The following is a 22,097-nucleotide window of genomic DNA, read 5'->3' on the forward strand; positions in this document are numbered from 1 at the left end:
AGCCGGACCAGGGACGCCATCCCGGCGGCCCAGCCTGTTCACAGACACGCGCAGCAACACCCCAATTAGCAAGAGCCCAAACACAACACCCAGGTAGAGCGTTGCGGACTCCCCCAAGAAGGAGACAACTGCCAGTCCCGGCGCTACGCTGTCCAACATGTTTCTCATCGTGACAGACCAGACACAGAAAGACAACACGTAAACAAATGTTGTTCAAGCCGGGTGTTGACCGATACGACGAGCTGCGCCGCGAGTGGATCGCGGAGCACTCCGGAATCTTCACGATGCAGATCCGCCGAGCCGAGCTGCTCAACCGACGAATTCGCCGCCGCCACCGCGAGACCGCTGGAGCCCGCCCCAACCCCTATGACGATCACGCCACCCACCCACTGCTGAGCAGGGGCGCCAAGACCGTCGAGGCCAAACTAGAGCTGGGCATCGTGGTCTTGGCGGCGCTCGCCGCGCCCCTCGGCTGGGCGGTCGGCAGATTCCTCTACCAGCGCATCGAGACCCTGATCCCCGACCGCCTACGCTCCTACCCAGTACCGGCGCTGCTCATCGCCGCCGCAGTCCTCGGCGCCTTGACCACCGTGCTCTACAACCCAGGCCCCAGCCTGAGCAGCGCAATCTTGGCGCCCTGGCTGATGGCCCAGATCCCCGCAGCCGCGCTCACCGCCGGGATCTACGGCATTCTCAACGGCTGGCTGGCCATCGACGGCTCCACCGAGTGGTGGCCACTGACGCCGCCACCGCCGTCCGTAGACCTGCCTGCGCAACTGCTACCTGACGACCTCACCGCACCCTCGCTGTTCGACACCGAAACGGTCGCAGAACCCATCGAACTGACCCCCTTGGGCGCCGGACCTACTCGCTCACTCCCCCGATCCTCGGCGTTGCTCCTCACGGCCCTGGTGCTTAACGTGCTGGGCATCATCTGGACAACGGCAGCCGTCGGGGTCGGAGTCAAGACCACCGTCTCGGAGGCGCTGACTCCCTCAAGCACCATCGGCTTGCGCTACCACCCGAGTTAAGTCGCTCTAGCCACGCTTGGACCAGTCGGTGCTTTGACCTGGGGTTCTTGCGGGGCTTAGTGCCCATTCTGCGCCCTAAGCTGGGCCGGTAGCCTCGGTTGGAGGTGTTGATTCGGCGGGTGCGCACGGGTCCGGGTGCTACCGCTGTGCAGATCGCCGGGTCCGTGGACGGCCCGTCTTCGTATCGTGCGGCATGTGGGTTCTGCCCGCGGTAATGCCAAGCTTGGCCTCTGATGGACGAAGTCCGGCGGCTGTTCCGCTTCCCACCATCCCATGTGTCCCCATCGTCCCTTCCGGCCCGAGCTCGGGACACAGGACTTCTTGAACCTCCCCAGTCCCACAGGAACGCGCCAGCTCAACGAGCTGCGGCCATTGACGCCGCCACCCCGCCCCCCGTCGAACGCTTGTTTCGGAAGTCCAGCCATATGGACCGCCTTTCGAACAGCGTTCTGCTAAGAATGCACGAAGCTTTCTGTGGCACGGTGAAAGAAAAATGGAAGAGGTGGGTTGTGTCAGCAGCCACTTGGCATGTCCGCTGTCGTCGCGCTGCTGCGGCCGCCACAGCGATCGGATTGCTCGTAGCCGGGTGTTCGTCTTCTTCGGATGAGCCGGTGCCGCCAGCGACTGCTGCGCAGTCTTCAGAACAACCACAAAGTGAGACCGCCGGTGTTGATCCGTCCCCTGTTGTGCCAGTTCAAACCGTCCGGTCTGGACTCGTCGTAGAGACTCGGAATGATCAACGCGTGACGATCGGGTTTGTCGACCCCCAAACAGGTAACTACTCCAAACATGCCGTATTCGAAAATGTTGATTTTTACAAAGACGAAACACTGCTCGATAGCCACGATATTCGGCTAGCTCCAGATTTATTAAGGTACGCAGTTACGCGAAAGAACTCGAATACTGTGGGATGGGTGAACGAAGATGGCTCGTTCACCGATGTGACACCAGAGGGCGTGCCCTCGGGGCCCTTCGATGGGCCTGCGCCCGCCTACCAAGCAATCGGTTTTGATGGCGCCGGGAACTTCTACTTCACCGAACAAAGGGACCTTGATGTCGCCTGGTACGTGGTCAAGGCAAGTGACGGGTCACGTGTGGCCGCGGCAGAGCCTCTCGACCCCCCTGGCAACCTAAAGGGCAAGCGAACGTCCGACATCGCACGGAACGGCGCTGGCGAACTATACGCCCGGAAATGGAGTTGCGGAAAGAATCGAGGCCCCTACATTTCACTCGACCGGGCTGCCCTCATTCCCGATATGCGCAATGACTACACGGACCGGACCCTGATAGTTCGGAAGGTGGACGAGGAGGGATGCGGCGTTGGCACTCCCGCAGATAAAGTTTCACTGCTGCCGGAAGCAAACGAATCAAGAATTTCAAATCCTGTTGGGAGCCCAGACGGGCAGCATGTCGCATTTAGGCGAAACGTATCCGAGCTGTGGATCACCGATAGCAATGGCGGTGGCGCCCCAAGAGAAGTCGAGCTGAATGGAATTGACCTCGATGAAAGCACCACGCTCGTCGGTTGGACGTAGATCAAAACCTCGGTCAAGAAACTCGCGTACTGCCAATCCGCTTAACCGCCGCTCCGTAAAGTCCGTCTAGACGAGCTATGGGGCCCTGGCGGCACAGATCGGGGCTACGTGCTCCCGCAGGACCGATCCGAGGTGCCGGGCGTGTCCGAAAGGAGGAGGCGCTGGACCGCCTCAGGCTCGCCGCCGAAGCCCGCTCGAAAGCGGACGCAAATCACCGGTGTGGCAGGACAGTGACGGTGCGTTCGGCGATAACGTCGGGTTGTCCTTCTTGACTTACAGTCACGGTCACGGTGTAGTCGCCGGGCGCCTTGGCTTTGACGAAGGTGCCGGCGTTGTAGGAGTCGCAGTTCGAAGTAGCTTTGGTTTCGGAAGTACCGGGACCGGAGATGCGCACGGTCGACGTGCAGCCGGATCGGACCTGGTCTGGCCCCGAGAAGGATTTCCAAAAGACCTGGATGCTTTTGGCGCCGGTGTTATCGGCGCGGTAGGTGTCGCCTTCGACCCGGTCGTACGCCCAGGTCGACACCTCGACCCGGTCGATGACCGACCCTGGCGCCGCTGGTACGGAAGTCTGCGGGGCGGGGGTTGGTGTAGAGCTGCGCAGCCGGAAGTCCTTCACCGAGGTCCTAGACGCCTCATCAAGTCCACCGGCAACCAGATCCCCGAGTTGTTGGGGCAATTCGGTGAGCACAGCGACGGCGACGCTGAGGCGGTGCAGCGCCTCCTTTCGGACGTTGCTGCCGCCTTGAGCTTCGGCATGTGTGACAAGGCACTGACTGATATCACCGATCATGTTGACGACTTCGCCGTAGGTGATCTTGGGGCCGACGTCGGTGGCGTTGTCAGCAGTGGCAAAACAGTCCCATGTGCCGGGAATGTGCTCAAAACGCTTCAGGTCGATATTGAGCATGCTCATACCAGACAACAGGCTTTTCGCGAGGATGCCCTGCGGCTGCGGGGTCATCCGGATATCTCCTTCGGTGACACCGCGGTTGAGGATGAACCGTCCGGCGGAGCGGCCGGCCAGTACCCCCCTGTTGGTAGATGTCAGGCCAGCAGTGATTGTTCCGGCTGAGTCGGCCATGCTCATAGTCTGGGTGACGATCCATTCGCCGCCGATGGTCTCTGGCGCCACCGTGATTGCGTAGAACGCTCCGGTGGCGTTCTCGAAGTCAATGCCGATCGCACCGTCGACGTTCACCAGACATCCGGCGACTGCGCCGGGACGCACAGCGGTCAAAACATAGTCGGTGCCGTCGAGGTTCAGCTCACTTTTGTTGCGGCACGGTGACTTCGACTCCCCGCGGACCATCTCGCCGAAGACGCGACCGACCCCGTCTTCGATCACCTTCAGTACGTCAATCACACTGACCCAGAATGCGGTCAGGTGAGTGACTTCTGCGGTGACTGTCTTTGTGGCCGGATCCCACGTGGCGGGGAACATATCCTGCTGATTCGGATCATTGGTGGATCTCGACTCTACGACAGGTACCGCGGTGGAGGTCATTTTCGCGGCGAGATCGGGTCGGTCGCTCAGATCGAACTGCAACCGCACCGGGGCGCTGGGCTGCGTTGCTCCCTGGTCGAGCTCCACGCTGAGTGGAGTGGTCAACACCGTGAGCGCCTCGCCCGGCTCAGCCTCGATACCAGCAGGGGTGAGAGTGAGTTGCCGCCCAAGGTCGCCCCCCTCGGGCGAAACATCCACGCGCACTCCATCGACCACCACCGACCCCGCATGTTCACCATGAGATACAGATGTGGTCGGGGGCGGTGCACTTGTTGACGGCTGTTCACCAGTCAGGAACGCGCACGAGGATAGGAGCACGGCGGCCACGCCGACCACCGAGACAAGCCAACTACGCTCAGTCACCCTCGCCCTCCTCATCCCCGGTGTACTGGTCCAAGCCCCTGTGACCCTTGAATCATCTTGCAAGGAAATCATTCTGGGACTCTCGCGTGCGGCTCGTACTTTGGTGGCACACCTGGGTAGCGACTGTGGTCGCGCTGGTCCAACGGGATCTCGAATGTGCGGCGATCAACCGCAGTAGTTCTCGGGGTTGCTGCGGCATTCCCTCATCACATCGCGCGGGTCGCCGATCTTCACCACTTTCGATGCTCGACCACCCGGCAAGACCCAGTCAGACCACGGATTGGCCGGATCAACCGGGTACGCACCGGGATACTGCGCCGCCCGTTGGACCACGGGCGTGCCGCCAACGAACTGCGACGGACTTGTAGAGCAGGTGAGGCCAACGCCAATCTTCATGTGGGGCCGAAGGTCCTCGCACAGCTCATGGACAGTGATCGTTTCCGCTGCTGCCGCGCCAGGCGCTAACAGCAGGCCACCAACCGCCATGCCGCTCACTGCGATAGCGACTAGCACTGTACGAATCATTGGATCCCCCCATGGATCTGCTTGAAGTGTCTGCAGCGGCGTTGCTCTGCTATAGCTGGAAGTGAATCTAGCAGCCGACCGACCGCGCCGGACGTCCATTTGCAACTCGCATCTACCTGGGCGTTGGACTCCACGGCGCAGAACCTCGTTTGTGCGCCCCGGTATCTAGGTGAGTTCGCCGCGCGAGGCCTGGCACTTCCCATCTCGTGGTCAGGTCACCCACCCGGCCACATGCGAGATCGTCGTAGCACGGCTACTCGCCGGTACCCATCTTCCGCAGTTCGGCGGCGGTCATCGAACCCATTGACTGCCCGGCTGCGCTGACCACATCTACACGCTGGACGACCTGGCGCAGCCAGAGGCCCTCGTCATCGTCGAACGCCACCGGGATGCCGAACAGTTCCGCGTGATTGTCGTAGGGGCTCAGCTCAAGAACTACGGGAGGGGCATCCATCACCACCGTTACTACCCCACCGTTGACCGACACATCAGTGACCGCTTCGGCGAGCATCACCCCTGCTGCGGCCCGCTCATCGATGTACTCCTGGAATGCCAGTTGAACCTCAGCCTGAGTCGGATCTGGACGGGCAGCAGGGGCCGGCTCGGGCGCGGCTGCCGGGGGCGGGTCCTGCGCGGTGGATGCCCCAGCGGGAGCAGCGGGGCAGTCCAGCATGAACTTGAAGCTGTTGTCCGCGATGGACGCGCCCTGCTCGGCAGCGGTGATCACACCGAACTCGTCGGACTTGATCACGCCAGCCTTCATGGTGTTGCCGACCATGTAGTCGCACTGCGCCACGATCCGCCAGTTGGCGCGGTCGAAGATCCCCCGCTCGCGGTTGACACCGTCAACGATGTGCTGACCGAGATCGACCGCGTCGACCTTGATCCCGTTCTTCTCCTCGGCGAACGAGATCGGAGACGGGATCACGACGGGCGCCTTGACCACCTGCGGGGCCTCGGCTTCCTTGGCCGGGGCAGCGTCACTGTTGCTGTCACTCTTTTTGTCGTCGCCGCCGCACGCCCCGCTGAGCGCAATTAGGACCACGAATGCGGCGGCGCCGCCGCCGACCCACTTGTAGACCTTCTTCTTCTCCTCGGGGGACTTCGCGGCCCAGTCGGCCTTAGCCTGCTCCATGCGCTCTTCGCGGGCTGCCTTCTTCGCATCCTCGGCGGCGAGCTTTTCTTCCGCTGCCCGCTGGGCTTTCAGATTCTTCAGCGCTTTGCGTTCGCGACGCCCCACGGAAAATCCCCCTGTGTGTCCAGTGACCGTTTTTCTGACCATAGCCTCAGTGGCTGACGCGCGTCAGCCATACCTCGTTCAGCGCGGTGTTCTTAGGACAGTCGCCCCCGTCGATGCCTGCCTGCGCCAACTACTCTCGTCGATTCAATGAATCAGGACGCTGGTGGTGCTATATCTAGGACGACTCGCTCCGGGGATATCCAGACCGTCGGGGCATCGGGATAGGGGCTCGCGGTGTCCGACTTCTTATTCGTTCTTTTTTTGGTGTTTTTGGCCGTTGTCGCTGTTGCAGCGGTGGCGGTAGCTGGGCTGGTGATATTCGGCTTTGTGAAGGGGGAAGGGCGCTGGCCGGGCTTCTCGGCGAAGCTATTTACGAGGGCTCCAGGTTCGACGGCGCCGGCATCGAGTAGCGCACCTGGTCGCAGACCCGCTCAACCGCCGGGTCGAAAGCCGAAGCCGTCAGTGAATCCGCCAGGATCGGGCAAGTTGCCTGCTGCGGTGACGCCGCCGGTTCGGTGGACCGCAGCCCGTGGTTGGCCGTGGATCGCCGGGGCCGGTGTCGTTGTCGGAGTAGCCGGCACGGCTGCTGCGACCGCTATCGCCGGCGGGTGCGGAGCGCCTGATCACGGTGCCGAGGGAACCGCGCGGCAGTTTTCGGCTGCCGAACAGAGTTACCTGCGAAGCGTCAAGGCGTGGTCTGGCGGGTCCGACGAATGGCCGTCAGACGAGGTCCTGGTTGATCAAGGTCATACGATATGCAGTCACCTCAAAGCGCACCCAGGCCTGATGACAGAAGCAGCGATCTTGTCGGCAGGTCTGGAAGTGAGGACCGCACTGGCTAACCATCAGGTGCGGACGGCGATTGTGGAGCTATGCCCCGGCCAGCGGCATCGCATCGGGTGAGCGTCATCGACTCCGTAATGATCAGCAATTCTAAAGTGTGGCCCGGTCTCGGGGGGCCGCCTCCAAAGGTGTTGCGCACCAGCCTGTAATAGCCGCCATTCTCCATTTTGAGATGGCCCGCGGTGACGAAGCCTATAGCTCTACGTCGTTGCGGTGGTCGGCCCACAGTCTCCGAAGTCGGTTTGCCGCACGCGAATAGTGTTCTTCAGCAACGCGATCTGTTGTACCACTCCGTTGGAGAATCTGACGGATGGCCTGGTCGTAGTAGTGCAGAAACACCGACCAGTCCGGAATCTCGACGGATGTGCCCACACCACCCCTGACGAGCAGGCGAGCGTGTTCCCGAGTTGGTGGCAGCAGTTCCTGCCACCTTAGTGTGGCTCCCAGGTCGCTGCTGAGGTTCTTGTGGGCATCGGCCTGCCCGAGGCTTTGACTGCGCCGGTTGGTCAGCCCCGACCAGTTCTCGGCGGCGGTCAGTAGTTCTTCCTCGCGGGCGCCGAACATGATCACCGAGGCGCCGAAAATGTCGCGCAACTCGTTGGCGTACGTGGGGCCGTAGACGGTGTCCAGCGACGAGGATGCCTGAACTGCGGCCATAAAGTTGATCCCGAGGCCACGGCCTTCACCGACGATCCTACGCAGCGACGGAATCGGTGCGGTGTTGGGCAACTCATCAACGATGATCAGTAGTCGATGCATCGGTTCACGCGCGGAAGTCTTCTCACGCCAGCGTCGCACCAGAGAATCCAGCAAGGTCACCGCAGACCCCGCCACGGTGCCATCTGCCGGCGCGAGCACGTACAGCGTGGCCTGTGGGTCATCGAGGAATTCGGGGGTGAAGGCTTCGGCGCCGGGTCGTTTCACCAAAGAGGTCCGCAGCCACGGTGTGATCGCCTTGCGCATAGTGATGGCGACCGAATCCCGCTGCCGCGGATCCATTTCCATGATCCGCAACATGCCCATCGACAGGGTTGGGTACTCGTGGCAAATCGCGGCGGCCTGTGCCCACCCCGGTTCAGCGGTGTTCTCCGGGTCGATATTGTCCACCCCAGTCAAAACCCAGTCCATACCCTTGTTGTTGCCCTGGGGACTGGCCGCATACAAGAACGCCGCCAGCGGCCCGGCGGCCTGGGATTCCCACACGCCGCCGTCGGAGACCTGGTCCGCGCCTGAGCCCAACCCCACCGTCGACATCTGCATGATCGTTTCGGCCACAGTCAAGGCTTCATAGGGGCTGTCGATGGTCACCGTCGGGTCATAGGTGTTGGCGACAATGCCGTCCGGGTAGACCGGGGATTTCAGGGGCCGCAAATCAAGCAATGCCCGCGGCCCCCAACGCCGTTGCATCACGTTTTGCATCAGGTCGTCCTTTGAGGAGACCACGACCGCCGGCCCGCCCCACAACACCGCGGCCGGTGCCAGAATCCGACGCGACTTTCCGGTGTCCGAGGGTGCCGAGACCAGCACCATCGGGGCACTGCGCGGCACGTACAGTTCCTCCCCGGACCTCGGTGCCCGCCGCCGAGCAAACCCGCAGTAGGTGGTGGGCGTCGGGGTAAACGCCGGGGCCGCGCTCACCGCGGAACTAGCCACAACGCTGCTCCCACTGATCCTCGGTCGCGTCCAGCGCGTCCAAGGCGGTACGCACCGCTGCGAGGATCGAATTCCTATGGCGTGGTGCCGCTGTCAGCATCTCCACGACCGATTGCCCTGACATGGTGGCTGCTACGGAGCATCTCAGCGCTGCCTGCGCCCAACCGGGCGTCTGCACATCTTCCGGATCGGTGTTGTCGACGGCTACGCGTACCCACTGGATGCCCCGGTCGTTTCCGCGCGGGGACGCGGCGAACAACAGCGCGGCAAGGGGACTCACTGCCTGGACGTCCCAGATACTCGCCGGACGGTCCCGACCAAGTCCCTGCTTGCCCACTCGCAGGAGCGATTCGGCCTGCACGATCGCCGCATACTCACAATCCACGTAACGGGTCGGATCGTCCCCTGACATCATGACTGCATGCTGCCAGAAAGCGCATAATCAATCAACACGTCGACATATGCTGCACGCCCGTCCGGACTGCGACTACCGTCCGCCCTATGGATGCGTGCCTGATGTGGGCCTGACACCGCACCCTCTCATCAGAGAATGCACGCGGGGTGTTCTTAATGGGGTCTGCTGCACGATTGGTGACGTCTGAGCTGGCTTGTCTCAGGTGACCGACACGAACCGCAAGCTGATTCAGAGGCCATCAAGCAGGGCATGGCTCGGGGCGAAGGCCAGGCCGCGATGGTGAAACGCATCCGCAAGGTGATCAACAACCCCGTGCGTGCCGAGATGATTGCACAGACCGAGGCGGTCAATGCGTATCAGTCGGGATTGATGAACTTTGGTATCGACCGACGTATCGGCATCGTGCAGCGGACCCATGGTCTGTCTTCTCGCCTCGCCGAAGCTGTGGCGGTTGGAGGCTGGACGCATGGGGAGGGTTATTCACTGCGTGCGGGGAGGCGGGTTAAATTAGGCTGGCATCTGCACATGGATGTGTATGACGGTTGCTCCTCGACACATCGCTTGTTCTAGACAAAGGGGTGGGAAGTTCATGGTTCTGTGCAGGCTGGTCGGGATGTCGTCCGCTGTGTTGGCGGCTGTGCTACTGGCGAGTTGCTCGGGGGCGCCGTCGCTTACCGATGGCGTCGGCGGGGCCGCTTCCGATGTGGTTGCTAACGCTCTTGCGAAGCCAGACATTACGAACTTGACCAGCGACATGTTTCTGACCGAGCAAGAGTTTCCCGTCGAGGGCGAATACCGCTGGCTTCACGAGGTACGCAGGGTTGAGAATGCGCCCATGGGTCGTAATGCGGCCGATCCGACCGCTGACGAAAGGTGTCCGTGGGCGGGCGCGATGTCCGTGGGGCAGATTGCAGTCACCAATGACAAGTCGGGGAACTTTACGGCTAGTCCGGCTACATTCAAGCTTGACGTTGCGGCCTTTGATCCACCTCAGGATTGCAGGACATTCTGGGAAGACAACTTTATGGGTATTGATGTAGCCCGAGAGCAACGCAAGATCGACATCCCTGGTGCGTCTGATCTTCTTGTGGGTGCGTACAATTCGCGTAGTTTCGGGGGAGTCGGGTTCGTCCGCGGCACCATGATTGGCATCCAGGTCTCTCGTGATGGGCCGGGTGAAGTGACAAAGGAGCAAGTGGTCTCGATCTATAGAAAACAGGCTGAAAAGCTCGCTGGATTCTGATCGAGTTTCCCTCTGGATGTGAAGATCAAGCCCGTCGCAGCGGTCTCAGCGAAGGGAACATCCGTCGAACAGCTCAAAGCTCATGGGTGTCAGCTAAGCCGGGCACCTACGGCGCTTTGGCGTGACGTTGTGCCTCTGCCTCAGCCAGCCAGTCGGCGGCACGCGCGGTGCGCATGTTCGGCGGGAGTGCTTGTTGGTGGCCGTAATGGACGTCCTCGGCGGTCAACAGTGTCAGCACATCGGCGTCGAGTTCAGCACCGAGGTTGGGGTCGTTGAGATCGGCCCCGCTCAACCCGAGTGAACTGACGATGCGACTGTTGCGGTTCAGTTGTGCCTTTTCGACCACGGTGCGCACGAACCGGCCGTTGCCCAAGGCGTCGATGACGCGAATGATGTCGCCCTCGCTGCTGGTGATCTGGGTGTTGTAGTACTCGCCGAACTTCTGCTGTACCGCCACCAGCGCCTCGGGGGCGAATTTGTCGCTATCGGCACCGGCGATAGCTTCCATGATCGCGACGAGTTGGTCGGGGTTGTACGAGGTGTATTCGATGATGGTCGAAAACCGTGACCGCAAGCCGTCATTGGCTGCTAGCACGCGTTGGCTGGCCATCGGGTAGCCGGCGGCGATGACGACCATTTCGTCGCGGTGGTTCTCCATGAACGGCACCAAGGTGCTGATGATCGCCTGACCGAACGGGTCTCCGGTTCCGTATCCGCTGTGGATCAGGTCGCCGAACTCGTCGATGAAGACTGTGGCGCCAATACCCTTTTCGAGCTGTTCTCGGGTGTTGTTCTCCGTGTCGCCGACGTGGCGGCCGACCAGTTTGTCTCGCCGGGTCTCGTAGACGGCGGGGTCGCGCAGCAGCCCTAATCCGCAGAAGATGTGGGCGATCACTCGCGCCGAGACGGTCTTTCCTACTCCTGGTGGCCCCATCATGAGCAGGTGCCGCGATACCGGCGAGGTCGGCAGCCCCTTGCGCTCGCGTAGCACCCGCGCGATCGAGTCGTGACGTAGCTCAGAGATCCGAGCTTTGACCTCATCGAGGCCGACCATGGCCTCCAATTCTGCTTCGGCTTCTGCCAATAGCGACTGCGCCGAGCGGGCCGACTCTTGGGCGGCCCGTTCTTCGGGGCTGGTCTCCGTCTCCGGATCCCAGCGGTCGGTACGCGTGTCGATGGTCTGCGGGTCGGTGATCTGCAAACTGAAGGTGGGATCAGACAAGGCAGTTTGAGCGCGCTCAAAGTTGGGCCACTGCACCCGGATGTTGGTCAGGGCTGTTCGTGCTTCCTCGGCCTGGCCCAGATGGCGTAGGACCAGCGCTCGGCAGAACAGTGCATCCCGGTTCAAGTCGTCGCTGGCTTGTTGAGCGCTGGGCCGCAACCCGCCGGCAGCGTCGTCAGCGGGCGGATTCACCACCCGATCCACTGCCTCTAGAGCCCGGTCGCTGAGGCCGAGGCTGGCGGCCGCCCAGGCTTCCTGCAGGCTCGCGGCCCGCCGAAGATGGGGGTCGCTGTGCCAGTGACCACAGCTGCTGACCGCAACAAGGACATCGGGCCACCGCCGGGTCGCGATGGCCAGGCACGCCCGGACATAGGCCACGGCGGGAACTTCGGCCGGCAGCGTGGCCAGCACGTCGTCGGTTCCTTGATAGTCCTGCTTCTGGAGCAGGGCGGCGGCGTAGGCCAGCCGCGCGGTGGTCGCGTCGATGATCGGCAGACGCACGTAGTCGATGTCGAAATAGGCACCGAGGTCGGCGGGCCGGTGTTGTATCCGGTTGAGGCCCTGACCGAGCCGGTCGGCATGCGCGGCGAGCTTTTGCAGCACTTGAACCGAGCGCTCTCCGGTGGCGTAGCGACCCAACCACGCATCAGCAAGCTCAGGGTCGTCGCCGGTCGCCAACACAAACACCTGCGCAGCCCGATCCGGTGCACTGTGGAACACCTTCATCGCAGCCTGCAATGCCTGCAGTGAGCGCTCATCAATCATGGCTGCATCACTCCCGCGTGCAGGTGGGTCAGGAACTGTGCTTCGTTACGCGGACGCATCACAGACAGTCGCACGCCGCGCACTGCCGGCGTGCCGACCACCAGCTCATCCGGGGATTCCTGCACGATTGTCACGTCCGCATCGGGGTCGACGGGGCCCAGGGTGACCAAGCTGTGGCCACGTTCGCCAGCAGTCAGTGCCAGCCCCTCTCCGTCGGCCACGATGACCGTCGGCGGTCGGACAGGGTCGCGATCGCTGGCCAGGCTGATCCGGTAATCGTTGTCGCACAACGGTTGCCACACGGCGGGACGGTCGGTGTGGATCAGGATCACCGCGCCAGCAGCGCTGGTGCGCAGCAGCAAGGGAATCGCTACGGACAGATCAGCGCTCAGTGAGACACGGGTTGCTCGCAACGGGTCGGTCAGCGGCATGAGGAAGGGCACTCCGGTGACGGTCATCCCGAACAGCGGCCCGGACGGACCCACCGGAATTTTCAGGTCAGCGCCGTCGCCGAGTAGTCGTGGGGACATCTCCAACCGCAATGCGCGATCACCGAGCGGCAGGGAAGCGAGCAGTGAGTCGAATGCCTGCCCGGAGACCGGTTGCAGAGCCAGCAGAGGTGGATTCGGCATCGGGATGTCGGTGTGGAACCGGACCAGTCCAGCGACGCGGGTGCGACCGGTCGTATCACCAAACAGTCGCACCGTGGTGACGGTCCGGTGTGCCCGCACGGTCCACAGGTCGTTGATCAATTTGGTGTTCAAGTCACGCCCGGCGATGCGGTAGGTGGTGACGTAGTCGGCGTCAGCGTCAAGGTTCGACCAGTTTTCCTGCACGCGGTCCAGGTCGGTGCTGTTGAGCAACGCTTCGATGGTCGCCCGCAGTTGTAGCTCGGTGCTCGTGACTGCGCGGCATCCACTGCGCAACACCGCTTGGCGCACCCGCTCGGTTGCGGCGGCGGCCGCCGCGGCGGCATCGCCGCGGTAGAGCATCGCTGCCAGGCATGCCTGCGGGCACAGCCGCAGCACCAGCCACGTCCGACGGTCACCGACGGCGGCCCTGTCGCCGACGATCTCGGCGTACTTGGGGGTGTAGCCGCCATCACCGGCAACGCGGCTACCCACCTGTACGACATCGACCGAGTGCAACTCCAGGCCGGCGAACTGCCGCAGACGCGACTCGATGGCCTGCAACGGGATGGTGTCCACCGTCTCCGCGCCGGCCGGGACCAGCACGGTCGGTGAAAACGGGCGCCCATGCAGGGCGATCATCGTCACTGCGTACTGGCCATCCCAGATCATCCCGATCGGCCCGGCACCGGGCATGTCGACGGTGAAGGTCTCGGGGATGCGCGCACGGTCCCCGCGGGCACCTTCGAAGCGGCGGAAGTACCCGAACCGGATTGCCCGGACCAGCCACCCGGCCGCGGTCGCGCCGTTGTAGCTGACGGTCGCCGCCAGCAGTACCGCGAGCAAGACCACCGGCACCACCCACCAGGGCACTGGTGAGGCGATGGCCAGGATCGTTGCGGCGATCAGTTCGGCCACCACCACCAGCTTCAATCGGAGATCGAGGCGCCAGCGCCGCATCACATCAGTGAATCCAGCGGTCGGGCCGGGGATTTGGTCATCGAGCACGGTCACGTTGCGCCCCTATTGTCCTCGTCGCGATTTGGACATCGATGTCACGAGCAGCACCACGGCAAGCGCGATCAACAATGCGGCACTGCCGGCCACCGCCATGATCATCGGGCGATGATCCGGTGGGGGTGGGGGCAGTGGTGGCCCCAGCGGTCGTGTCAGGTTCTCCGGGGCTACAGGGATCTCGGGTACGTCGAAGTTCAAGGCCGCCAGCGGGTCGATCACCCCATAACCGACCCGGTTATCAACCACCGCTGCCGGGGAGTGCGCGGTCTGCTTGATGCGGTTGATCACCTGCGCAGCAGGCAGATTCGGATACTTCGCGCGCACCAGCGCCGCCAGCCCCGAGACGTAGGCGGCGGCAAAGCTGGTGCCGCTCATGGGTTTGAGCGTCGCGGTCTGCGGATCGAACGTGGCGTTGATGATCGCCCCCTCGGGGTTGACTGCCTCCACGAAAAGTCCGGGTGCAGCAACCCCTACCCACGGCCCTGCCAGGCTCAGGTCGCCGCCTTGCTCGGTGACCGCGGGCTGGCCCTGGTCATCAGTCGCGCTCACCGACAGCACATAGTCGGAAAACCACGACGGTGTGCTGATCGTGACGACCCCGCCCCAGTTACGGGGGTCCTTGACGTTGGTGGCGTCAATGTTCGGGTTCTGCGAACACCCCGCGCCCGTCGGCATCCCCGCGCTGGCGGCATTGACGTTGCCGGCCGCCGCTACCAACACGACGTCTTTCTCCACCGCGGCATAGCGCACTGCGGCTCCCAGCGTCGTTTGGTCGACCGGCTTATGGACCGGTACGCACGACACAATCGACATGTTGATGACACGGGCTCCCGCGTTGGCGGCATGCACGATCGCTCGAGCCAACGTGCTGACGGTGCCTGCGCGGGCGTCATCCTCGTTGGCGCCGCGCTCGCGGGCGAACATGCCCGAGGACTGCCTAATGGAGATCAGTTCGGCGTCTGGGGCGACCCCGACGAGCGCGTCGCCCTCGGCAGGACTGGCCCCGATGATGCTGGCCACCACGCTGCCGTGGGTGTCGCAGTCAGACAGTCCGTCACCGCCCATGACGTAGTCACCGCCGCCGCGCAAATGCGGTAACCGCGGTGATGGCCACACTCCGGTGTCGATCAGAGCCACGCTGACCCCAGCGCCTCGCCCCGCCGACTTCCACAGTTCGGGCAGATTCATGAACGCTTGCGCCGCCGGTACTGCTGCGACGTCGGTGCCCGGCAGCAGCCCGTTGCCAGGACATTCGTAGCGCTGCTTCATCGGCTCGTCGGGACCGGGTTGGCCGTCCGCTGGAACGGCGGTCGGATCGATCGCCGGCGGCGTGATCGCGGCCGCGGTGCCCGAAGGCCACACCACCGCCAACATCAACGCCGCCCCGGCGACTCCCAAGCGCCGGCCCAGACCCACGGGCCTCATCAGATGTTCCTCGCCAAGGACAACAGATTCAGCAGCCACACCGCCAGCGGCGGGACCGCGACGATCAGCAGATACTCACACCACTCGATGATCTTGCGGAACACCGGCGAGAACACCCGTGAGGGAACCACAGCCGCGGCGATGACCCCGGCGATGCCGATGCACAGCAGCACTGCGGCTGCCCCGTAGGCGGCCTCCGGCCCCGGCCAGGCCAGTGCATATTTCACCGTCGTGATCGTCACCATCAGGACGGCAGCGGCCACGACGGTGATCGCCTGCCCACGCGCGGCAAATGCCCGGCCCCGCAGCAGTAGCACGGTCGCTAAGACACCGACAAACACCGTCGCCAACCACCAACGCCCCTGGCCGGGATCGACCACGAAGAACGAGGCTCCCACGAAAAACACCGCCACCGCCAACAACAGCGCACTGAGGTACGTATTGGCTGCGGCCGCGCCCCTGCGCAGCGCCTCGACGCTGGGCGTCCCCTGGTGCTCGGCGGCCACCAGCGCTTCCTTGGCGATCGCGTCGGCGTTGTCGAAGGTGTCCTTGCCGGTGACCGTCGGGAACGGCGGCACCGGGATACCAGCCATCCGTGCCGCGATCTTGGGTGCCCCGGTGAGCACGAACAGGGCCAGCACCATCACTGCGACGGACATGTTCTGCAGCGTCGCTCCAGTCAGGGCATGGATGACGGCCAGCACCGCCAGTCCCGTTCCGACGACCACGATCGTGGCCATCGCGCCGCGCGGCGCGGGGCTGATTCGCCACAACAGGGCGGCCAGGACTGTCGCCACCACCGCGGCGAAAGCGACGTGCCAGGTCCCGATATCGCCGGGGGCCGCCATCAGCGCTGCTGCCGGACACGCGATCAACGCCCCCGGCAGCCACAACGCATTGGCCGTCACGGCATCTCGTTGCCGAGACCAGACCAGAGCCCCTCCGATGATCAGCAAGACTCCCACGGCGAGCGCACTGACCGCCGGAATCAGGTTCCAGTCATGGCCCGCGCTGCGATTCCGCGACCAGGCCAGCATCAGCAGGGCGATCGTCGTGGCCACCGTGGAGGCGATGATCACCCCGGCGACCAGCCGCGCGGTGGCCGCAGTCACGACGGGGGTCCGTGCCTTGTTGAGCACCGCGACCGCCGAGGACGGCGATTCGATCACCGGGGTGAACTCCACCTCGGAATCGACCACTTCGAGCACCAGGAGGTCGCCATCGACGACGCCCTGCTGGCTGAGCGTTTGTGTGCGATTAAGGGGACGGCCGTCGATGTGGGTGAGGTTCACCAGACCAGGGCTGACCATGCCGGTCTCATCGGGCTCGCGTAACCCGTCGTCGCCGCCGTCCTCGTTGGCCTGCAAACGACGCACCAGCGCATCGACCACCGCCGCCACCGGAGAGCTTGCCGGTAACGTCACATCCTTCTGGCGGCCTTCGAACAGCACCGCCACTCTGACCTGCTCGGCCAGCCGGACCTTACTGCTCGGAACTGCCCCGTGCGCACCGCGTTCGGTTGTTGCGGTCATCGCCACCCCTCGCCTTGGTCGGGCCATTGCGGTCGGTAACCGGGATCTTTGTCGGCCGCGCCGGCGAACCCGTCCACCACTGAGGCCGCGGTCTCGATGAATGCCCGTCGCGTCGCGGGGGCCAGGCGATTGAAGTCGATCGCTGTGGCGTCGCTGAGGTGCGGGTCATAAGGGATGTCATGCACCGCGCGTACCACGCGTTCGAACCCTTCGTGCAGATTGCGCACAGCCTTGGTCGGAGTGATCTTGTTGACATTGCTGATCACCATGACCGCTGAGTTCACCAGGCCCGGATAGCCATGCGCGATAAGCCAATTCAGAGTCTGTTGCGCCGCCTCGGCGCCGTCGTAACGGGTGGTTGAGGCCACCACCACCGCATCGGCCATCGACAGCACCGCGGCGGTGATGTCATCGCGCATCTGGTTGCCACAGTCCAGCAAGGCCACCGGGTACTGCCGGGCCAATCGCTGCCAGGCCATCGTCAACTCACGGCCGGTGAGGACCGCGTCGCCGGGGTCGCCGGCGAGCACTTCCAGCCCTGAGGTGGAATCCATGCCCAGGTGATGCCGGAAGTCACTGTAGGAATGCAGGTTCGGGTCGGCGAGCAGTGTTCGCCAGGTCCCAGTGCTGGGTTCGTCTATCCGCTTCGCCAGGTTGCCCGACGCCGGGTTGGCGTCGATAGCGACGACCTTGTCGCTGCGGTAATGCGCCAGCGCCGCACCGATGCCAAGGGTGGTCGTTGTCTTTGACACCCCACCTTTTTGCTGCAGCACCGCGATCACGTAGGTGCCCCGCAGGTTGACCTTCAACCGCCGGCGCAGGTCGTTCCACTCGCGCTCGCTGGCACCCGGCCCGAGGTTAATGCGGGTGGTCTTGTAAAGCCTTCTGCGCCAGCCTGTTTCCGGCGACTGCTTGTACGGACGTACTAGATCGGCTTGTCGGACTTGCGCCTGCATCGGGCCGACGGACTCGCCACCACGAGCAGGCCACGACGGTGTTTCCGGCGGACGCGGAGACCAGGCCGGCGGCGGTGTCGGAGCCGCCGGGTGTGCGCTGGGCGGCGGCCCCGCCGCCGGATACCCAGGAGGTGGACCCGGTGGTGCCGGGTAGCCGGGCACCGGCGGCCCCGGCGGCGGATATCCAGGCTGCGATGGGGGGAAAGTCCCCGGATATTGCGGCGCGGACATGGCTCCCATCGCGTGCCTGCCGCCGCTGTCTGCGTCGGCCGCCGGCTGAGGCGTTTCAGGCCAGCCTGGCGGCGGGGTGGCCGCCGGGGGCGGCGGAGGTGGTGTTTCCGGCCAGCTCGCTGCCGTGGTGGCACCTGGTGGCGGCGGTGCGGGCGTGTCCGGCCAGTCCGCTGGGGTGGCAGTGGGGTCCCCGGCGACGGGCATCCGTGGATCGGTGTGTGGGTCGTTGTGCTCGGCGGCGCCGGCGTCGGTCAGACGCTCGCCGCTCGGCTGGGACTCGGGGGGAATGCTTGCGGCATCAGCACCCGGTGCTGGATGTTCCTCCGGTTGCAGGTATCGGCTGTAAAAGTCGTTGTCGCTCACGGTGACTCGTTCCCCTTGCGCCTCACGGCCTACCTCCTAGCACTGCCTGCTGCCGTACATATCATACATACTAATGCAGTTCAGACACATATGTTGTACACCCAAATTGTTTGACTTTGGTGTGCGGTAATCGATGTCATCATTCCTTGAGTGGGGTCAGCCACCTTCGCGGGAGCGCCGCTACGGGCGTTGAGGTGCTGAATCGCCCCAGTTGCGGAAGCCCACCATCGACAACACCGCGGCGACCGCGGACTTGATTGCCGGGGTCGTGCCCGGCGTGATTAACGTCCACCACGAACCGTTGTCGCTGCGCACAGGCCCAGTTAGCACCCGGCCCTGCGAGGTATCGGTGACGGTGGCCGCGGTCCTGCTCACTTGGATCTGCCCGGACTCATCGGGGGTCATCGCGGTAATCGACAGTTCCATGATCGGGTTGTCAGCAGCAGCGGTGATCACTCGATACTGGTCACTGTCCATTCCGAGGTCGCCGAACACCACCGCTGCGCTGTGTTCGCCACGGGCGACCTTGCCCAGTCCATCGAGCAGGCCCGCGGTCGGCACCGTCACTGTATCGAACTGTGCGGGCTCGATCGCCGCACCGCACACTGGCAGGAGCCGATCGATCAAACTCGACACCGTCGCGGCGTGCCCCAGGTACTCGATGGTGATGTCATCGACGTGTTGCATGGCAGAGACGGTGATGTCCCCGCGCCGGGCGATGGCGACGCGCAAATGATTCTCGCCGCGTCGAATGAGGCAGGCCAGCACCAGATCTGGTGCTCCCAGCGTCTCCAGCCACATCCGGACTTGGGGATGTACGGCATCGCCGAACACTAGGCCTTTGTCGCGCAGAATGGCCACGCCGGGATGTCCCCAGGGTCGTTCAGCTGGATCTCCGGTGTCGGTGAACGGCCTGGTTACCAGCACCGAGGGCATCCGCTCCACGCCGCACAGTGCTTGCAGAAGCCACAGCGCATCTCGGGTCAACTCCACCGACGTGGCTGGTTGCGGACCGGCCACCGTTGGTGCCGGCCGGTTCACGAATGTCGGTCGCACCGCTATACCCCGCCTTCTATGTCGACCACTTCCCCACTACCCCGTCACGGCGACGGCCCGGCCCTGCCAGTTGGTGCAGGACCGGGCCGTCGTCGAGCCACGGGGCCTCTCTGGCGTACGCGCCACAGAGTCCTAGACGTACTGCGACCGGATCGCCGCGTCCTTCTGGACCATCCCATCGAGGCCCATCCCCAGTGCCACTTCGGCATTCTTGAGCTTCTCGGCCAAGCCCTCGACGTAGGTCATGACGCGGGTGTAGTCGTCCTGAAAGCCCTCGCCGCCGCCGCCGCGGAAGTGCTCGGCGGCCCTGGCCTTGAGCATCATTGCGTCCCCGTGGACCTCCTGGGTCAGCACGGAGCACTGAGCCAGCATGCTCTTGCACTCCTCAACGATGGGAACGTTGTACTGGATGGTCATATCGTGCTCGCTTTCTCGTCTGTGTAGCTCAGGTCAGCTGGTGCTGGTCACACCGGCATGGTGTCGATGCTGGACAGGTAGCCAGCGGCGTCTTCGTCGCCGGCGGTCAGGTGTGCCGCCGAGGTGTTCATCTTCTCGCTGTGCTCGCCCTGCATCATGGCCTGCTGGTTGCCGTAGGTCTGCAGGTCCTCGCCGGCCCGCTGCAGCGCCATGCGGCCCTTGCCTTGCATGCCGGTGGAGGCGTGCTCCAGCATCGAGCCGAGCTGCTGCACCATCGACCGCAGCCGCTCCTCCTTCTCCGACAGCGCCGAAGAATCGCCGTGCATGGAGTCGACATCACCAAAGATATCCATTCGAAATTCCTTCCAGATTGGTTCGTTTCCCCCCGCCCCGGAGCGCCGGATTGGGATTACTGCTCAGCGTTGGCGGTCTCCCGCTCGCCTGTCACACCGGCGCCTCCTTGCCTCCGGGACCGGCGGCCTGGGAAAGGCCCCCTCCCCCGGTAATCACCGGCATGGCATCGGGCGATCGGAACAGATCGGCAGCAGAGGCCAGAACCTGGCTGGAATCGGTCTGCGCCGTCTTGTTCTCGTTGTTGTTCTGAGCTCCAGCAGCGGCCGCGCCGTGAGCCATGGGCGCCATCATGCCGCCCATACCGCCACCGGCTGATGCCGGAACGGTGGTCGCCTGGGCGCGAACCTCGCTGAATCGCGAAGTGGCCTCCCCGCCCACCGATCCCGCGGCACTGACCGCTGAGGACCAGGAACCGGGGCTGCGCAATGCGGAGGCCGCAGAAAGGGTGCCCGCACCGCCAAGGCCACCGCCACCCCCGCCGCCGGCCAACGACGCATTTACCGCACCCCCGGCCAGGGGCGTTGCGGTCACCCAGTCAGAACCCCCGCCGACGGCATCGAGGCCCGCGTCGGGATTCAAGTCGGTTGCAGAGGCCAGCGACCCGAGCTGGCCGAGCATCTGCTGGGGCAGCTCGGTCACGCTCTTGAGCGGACCTCCACTGCCGGCCGACTGCATCACCGACATCGGCACCTGCCCAATCGCCGGAAGGATGCTCGTCAGCTGTTGGAACATGCCCTCCATCGGGAGACCAGCTTCGGCAGCCGTCTTCTCCAAGGACTCCGGTGAACCGCCCCCGGATCCGCTCACCGTCGACGGTGGCGGGGGCGGCAAGGGCGGCACTGTCTGCAGTGGCACCGATCCGGCTTCGTAGGCGTACTTGCTGGACACGCCCTGAACCCACATGCGCCCGTAGTCGGCGCGGTTCGCCAGAATCAGGGGGGTCAGCATGCCCAGGAAGTTGGCGCCGTTGAGCGCGACGTGTTCGGACTGGTTCAGCGCGACCTCGCCTGGCTGCGGCGTGCTGAACTTTGCTGTTTCAAACGCCGCAGCGGTCGCATCCACCGCGATGCCCGCTTCGGCGATCATCGCGCCCACCGAACCCAACCAGGCCAAGTGCGGCAGGTGCGCCAAGCGGGCAATCTCGCCGCTGAGCGACGGCCAGCTCGCCGCCATGGCCCCCTCGACCGCGACGTGGCCGCCGAGCATCCCGATGATCGCCCCGGCCAGCGCCTGCAGGTTGGCACCGGAGGCAAAAAACGTCGAGGCTCCAGGGCCAAGCCAGAATTGGGCCGAGGTCAACTCGGGCGGTTCGGCTTGATAAGCCCCCGGCGGCATAGCGTCAACCTGTCTTTCTTAGATGACCGAGTCGATCACGGCGCCAGCTGCGGCGTCGCTGACCGTGGTCATCACCCCGGCACTGCTATTGGCCAGGCCGTAAAGCGCCTGCTGCGCGGACGCCGAGGCCAGGATGGCTGTCACCTCGGCGCAGTAGGCCCTGATCTTGGCGGCGTTCACGATCGAGATGTCATCGAGGCCCGGCTCCACGACGGCCGCGCTCGCCGCAGCTTGGCCGGTGTGACCGGCGGCCTCCGACGACAGCGCGGCAGTGGCAGCTGCCGCGGCGGCGACCCCGCCGGGCTCCAAGAAAATCGACAAAGCCGACATTGCGTTACTCCTTCTGTTCCCCGCTACTGCAGACTAATACACATTTAGTCAGTAGGTAAACACCTGCTGCACACTTTTTGGTTGTTGGGTGTGTGTTGGCTGCGTGTTTG

At 64.1% G+C, this 22,097-nt stretch carries 19 protein-coding genes; 4 read left to right on the forward strand and 15 right to left on the reverse strand.

Features of this window, described 5'->3' with window-relative positions; genetic code table 11:
* The first annotated feature begins 206 nt into the window (after window positions 1-206).
* The gene (locus KXD98_RS27770) at window positions 207-1,031 is read left to right on the forward strand and encodes a hypothetical protein (protein WP_236439872.1); all 825 of its coding nucleotides are present in this window, start codon (window positions 207-209) and stop codon (window positions 1,029-1,031) included.
* A gap of 743 nt (window positions 1,032-1,774) precedes the next feature.
* Window positions 1,775-2,566: a hypothetical protein gene (locus tag KXD98_RS27775; protein ID WP_236439870.1), complete on the forward strand. Its 792-nt coding sequence runs from the start codon at window positions 1,775-1,777 to the stop codon at window positions 2,564-2,566.
* 211 nt (window positions 2,567-2,777) lie between these two features.
* Here KXD98_RS27775 and KXD98_RS27780 read toward each other — a convergent pair whose 3' ends face one another.
* From KXD98_RS27780 to KXD98_RS27800, 5 genes are all read right to left on the reverse strand, one after another.
* Entirely contained in the window at window positions 2,778-4,271 is a 1,494-nt protein-coding gene (locus KXD98_RS27780) for a hypothetical protein (RefSeq protein WP_236439868.1), read from the reverse strand.
* A 330-nt stretch (window positions 4,272-4,601) separates the two neighbouring features.
* Window positions 4,602-4,931 carry a hypothetical protein gene (locus KXD98_RS27785; RefSeq protein WP_236439866.1) on the reverse strand — a complete coding sequence of 110 codons (330 nt, stop codon included), beginning with the start codon at window positions 4,929-4,931 and terminating at the stop codon, window positions 4,602-4,604.
* Between the two features lie 283 nt (window positions 4,932-5,214).
* Window positions 5,215-6,201 carry a hypothetical protein gene (locus KXD98_RS27790; protein WP_236439864.1) on the reverse strand — a complete coding sequence of 329 codons (987 nt, stop codon included), beginning with the start codon at window positions 6,199-6,201 and terminating at the stop codon, window positions 5,215-5,217.
* Window positions 6,202-7,236: 1,035 nt separating this feature from the next.
* A complete protein-coding gene (locus KXD98_RS27795; protein ID WP_236439862.1) occupies window positions 7,237-8,697 on the reverse strand; it encodes a type IV secretory system conjugative DNA transfer family protein in 1,461 nt (486 codons plus the stop codon).
* Entirely contained in the window at window positions 8,690-9,112 is a 423-nt protein-coding gene (locus KXD98_RS27800; RefSeq protein ID WP_236439860.1) for a type IV secretion system protein VirD4, read from the reverse strand. The genes KXD98_RS27795 and KXD98_RS27800 overlap by 8 nt, the downstream gene beginning before the upstream one ends.
* A 249-nt stretch (window positions 9,113-9,361) precedes the next feature.
* On the opposite strand from KXD98_RS27800, the gene KXD98_RS27805 reads away from it, so the two are divergent.
* Together KXD98_RS27805 and KXD98_RS27810 are read left to right on the forward strand one after the other, a co-directional pair.
* On the forward strand, window positions 9,362-9,682 hold the full coding sequence (locus tag KXD98_RS27805) for a hypothetical protein (RefSeq protein WP_236439858.1): 321 nt from the start codon (window positions 9,362-9,364) through the stop codon (window positions 9,680-9,682).
* Window positions 9,683-9,854: 172 nt separating this feature from the next.
* A complete protein-coding gene (locus KXD98_RS27810; protein ID WP_236439856.1) occupies window positions 9,855-10,355 on the forward strand; it encodes a hypothetical protein in 501 nt (166 codons plus the stop codon).
* Window positions 10,356-10,461: 106 nt separating this feature from the next.
* Here KXD98_RS27810 and eccA read toward each other — a convergent pair whose 3' ends face one another.
* The 10 genes from eccA to KXD98_RS27860 form a co-directional block, all read right to left on the reverse strand.
* Window positions 10,462-12,342: a type VII secretion AAA-ATPase EccA gene (gene eccA, locus KXD98_RS27815; RefSeq protein WP_236439855.1), complete on the reverse strand. Its 1,881-nt coding sequence runs from the start codon at window positions 12,340-12,342 to the stop codon at window positions 10,462-10,464.
* On the reverse strand, window positions 12,339-13,985 hold the full coding sequence (eccE, locus tag KXD98_RS27820; protein WP_236439853.1) for a type VII secretion protein EccE: 1,647 nt from the start codon (window positions 13,983-13,985) through the stop codon (window positions 12,339-12,341). The genes eccA and eccE overlap by 4 nt, the downstream gene beginning before the upstream one ends.
* Window positions 13,986-13,994: 9 nt before the next feature.
* Window positions 13,995-15,413: a type VII secretion-associated serine protease mycosin gene (gene mycP / locus KXD98_RS27825; RefSeq protein ID WP_236439851.1), complete on the reverse strand. Its 1,419-nt coding sequence runs from the start codon at window positions 15,411-15,413 to the stop codon at window positions 13,995-13,997.
* Window positions 15,413-16,945, reverse strand: a complete 1,533-nt coding sequence (gene eccD, locus KXD98_RS27830) for a type VII secretion integral membrane protein EccD (protein ID WP_236439849.1) — start codon at window positions 16,943-16,945, stop codon at window positions 15,413-15,415. Before eccD ends, mycP begins: the two co-directional genes overlap by 1 nt.
* Window positions 16,942-18,495: a MinD/ParA family protein gene (locus KXD98_RS27835; protein WP_236439848.1), complete on the reverse strand. Its 1,554-nt coding sequence runs from the start codon at window positions 18,493-18,495 to the stop codon at window positions 16,942-16,944. Before KXD98_RS27835 ends, eccD begins: the two co-directional genes overlap by 4 nt.
* A 180-nt stretch (window positions 18,496-18,675) precedes the next feature.
* The gene (locus tag KXD98_RS27840; RefSeq protein WP_236439847.1) at window positions 18,676-19,551 is read right to left on the reverse strand and encodes an ESX secretion-associated protein EspG; all 876 of its coding nucleotides are present in this window, start codon (window positions 19,549-19,551) and stop codon (window positions 18,676-18,678) included.
* A gap of 132 nt (window positions 19,552-19,683) precedes the next feature.
* A complete protein-coding gene (locus KXD98_RS27845; RefSeq protein WP_069407204.1) occupies window positions 19,684-19,968 on the reverse strand; it encodes a hypothetical protein in 285 nt (94 codons plus the stop codon).
* Between the two features lie 47 nt (window positions 19,969-20,015).
* Window positions 20,016-20,321 carry a hypothetical protein gene (locus tag KXD98_RS27850; protein WP_069407203.1) on the reverse strand — a complete coding sequence of 102 codons (306 nt, stop codon included), beginning with the start codon at window positions 20,319-20,321 and terminating at the stop codon, window positions 20,016-20,018.
* Window positions 20,322-20,412: 91 nt separating this feature from the next.
* The gene (locus KXD98_RS27855) at window positions 20,413-21,657 is read right to left on the reverse strand and encodes a PPE domain-containing protein (protein ID WP_069407202.1); all 1,245 of its coding nucleotides are present in this window, start codon (window positions 21,655-21,657) and stop codon (window positions 20,413-20,415) included.
* Between the two features lie 18 nt (window positions 21,658-21,675).
* Entirely contained in the window at window positions 21,676-21,987 is a 312-nt protein-coding gene (locus KXD98_RS27860; RefSeq protein ID WP_069407201.1) for a hypothetical protein, read from the reverse strand.
* Between the last annotated feature and the right edge of the window lie 110 nt (window positions 21,988-22,097).

It is taken from the genome of Mycobacterium sp. SMC-4 (assembly GCF_025263265.1).
Lineage (GTDB): Bacteria > Actinomycetota > Actinomycetes > Mycobacteriales > Mycobacteriaceae > Mycobacterium.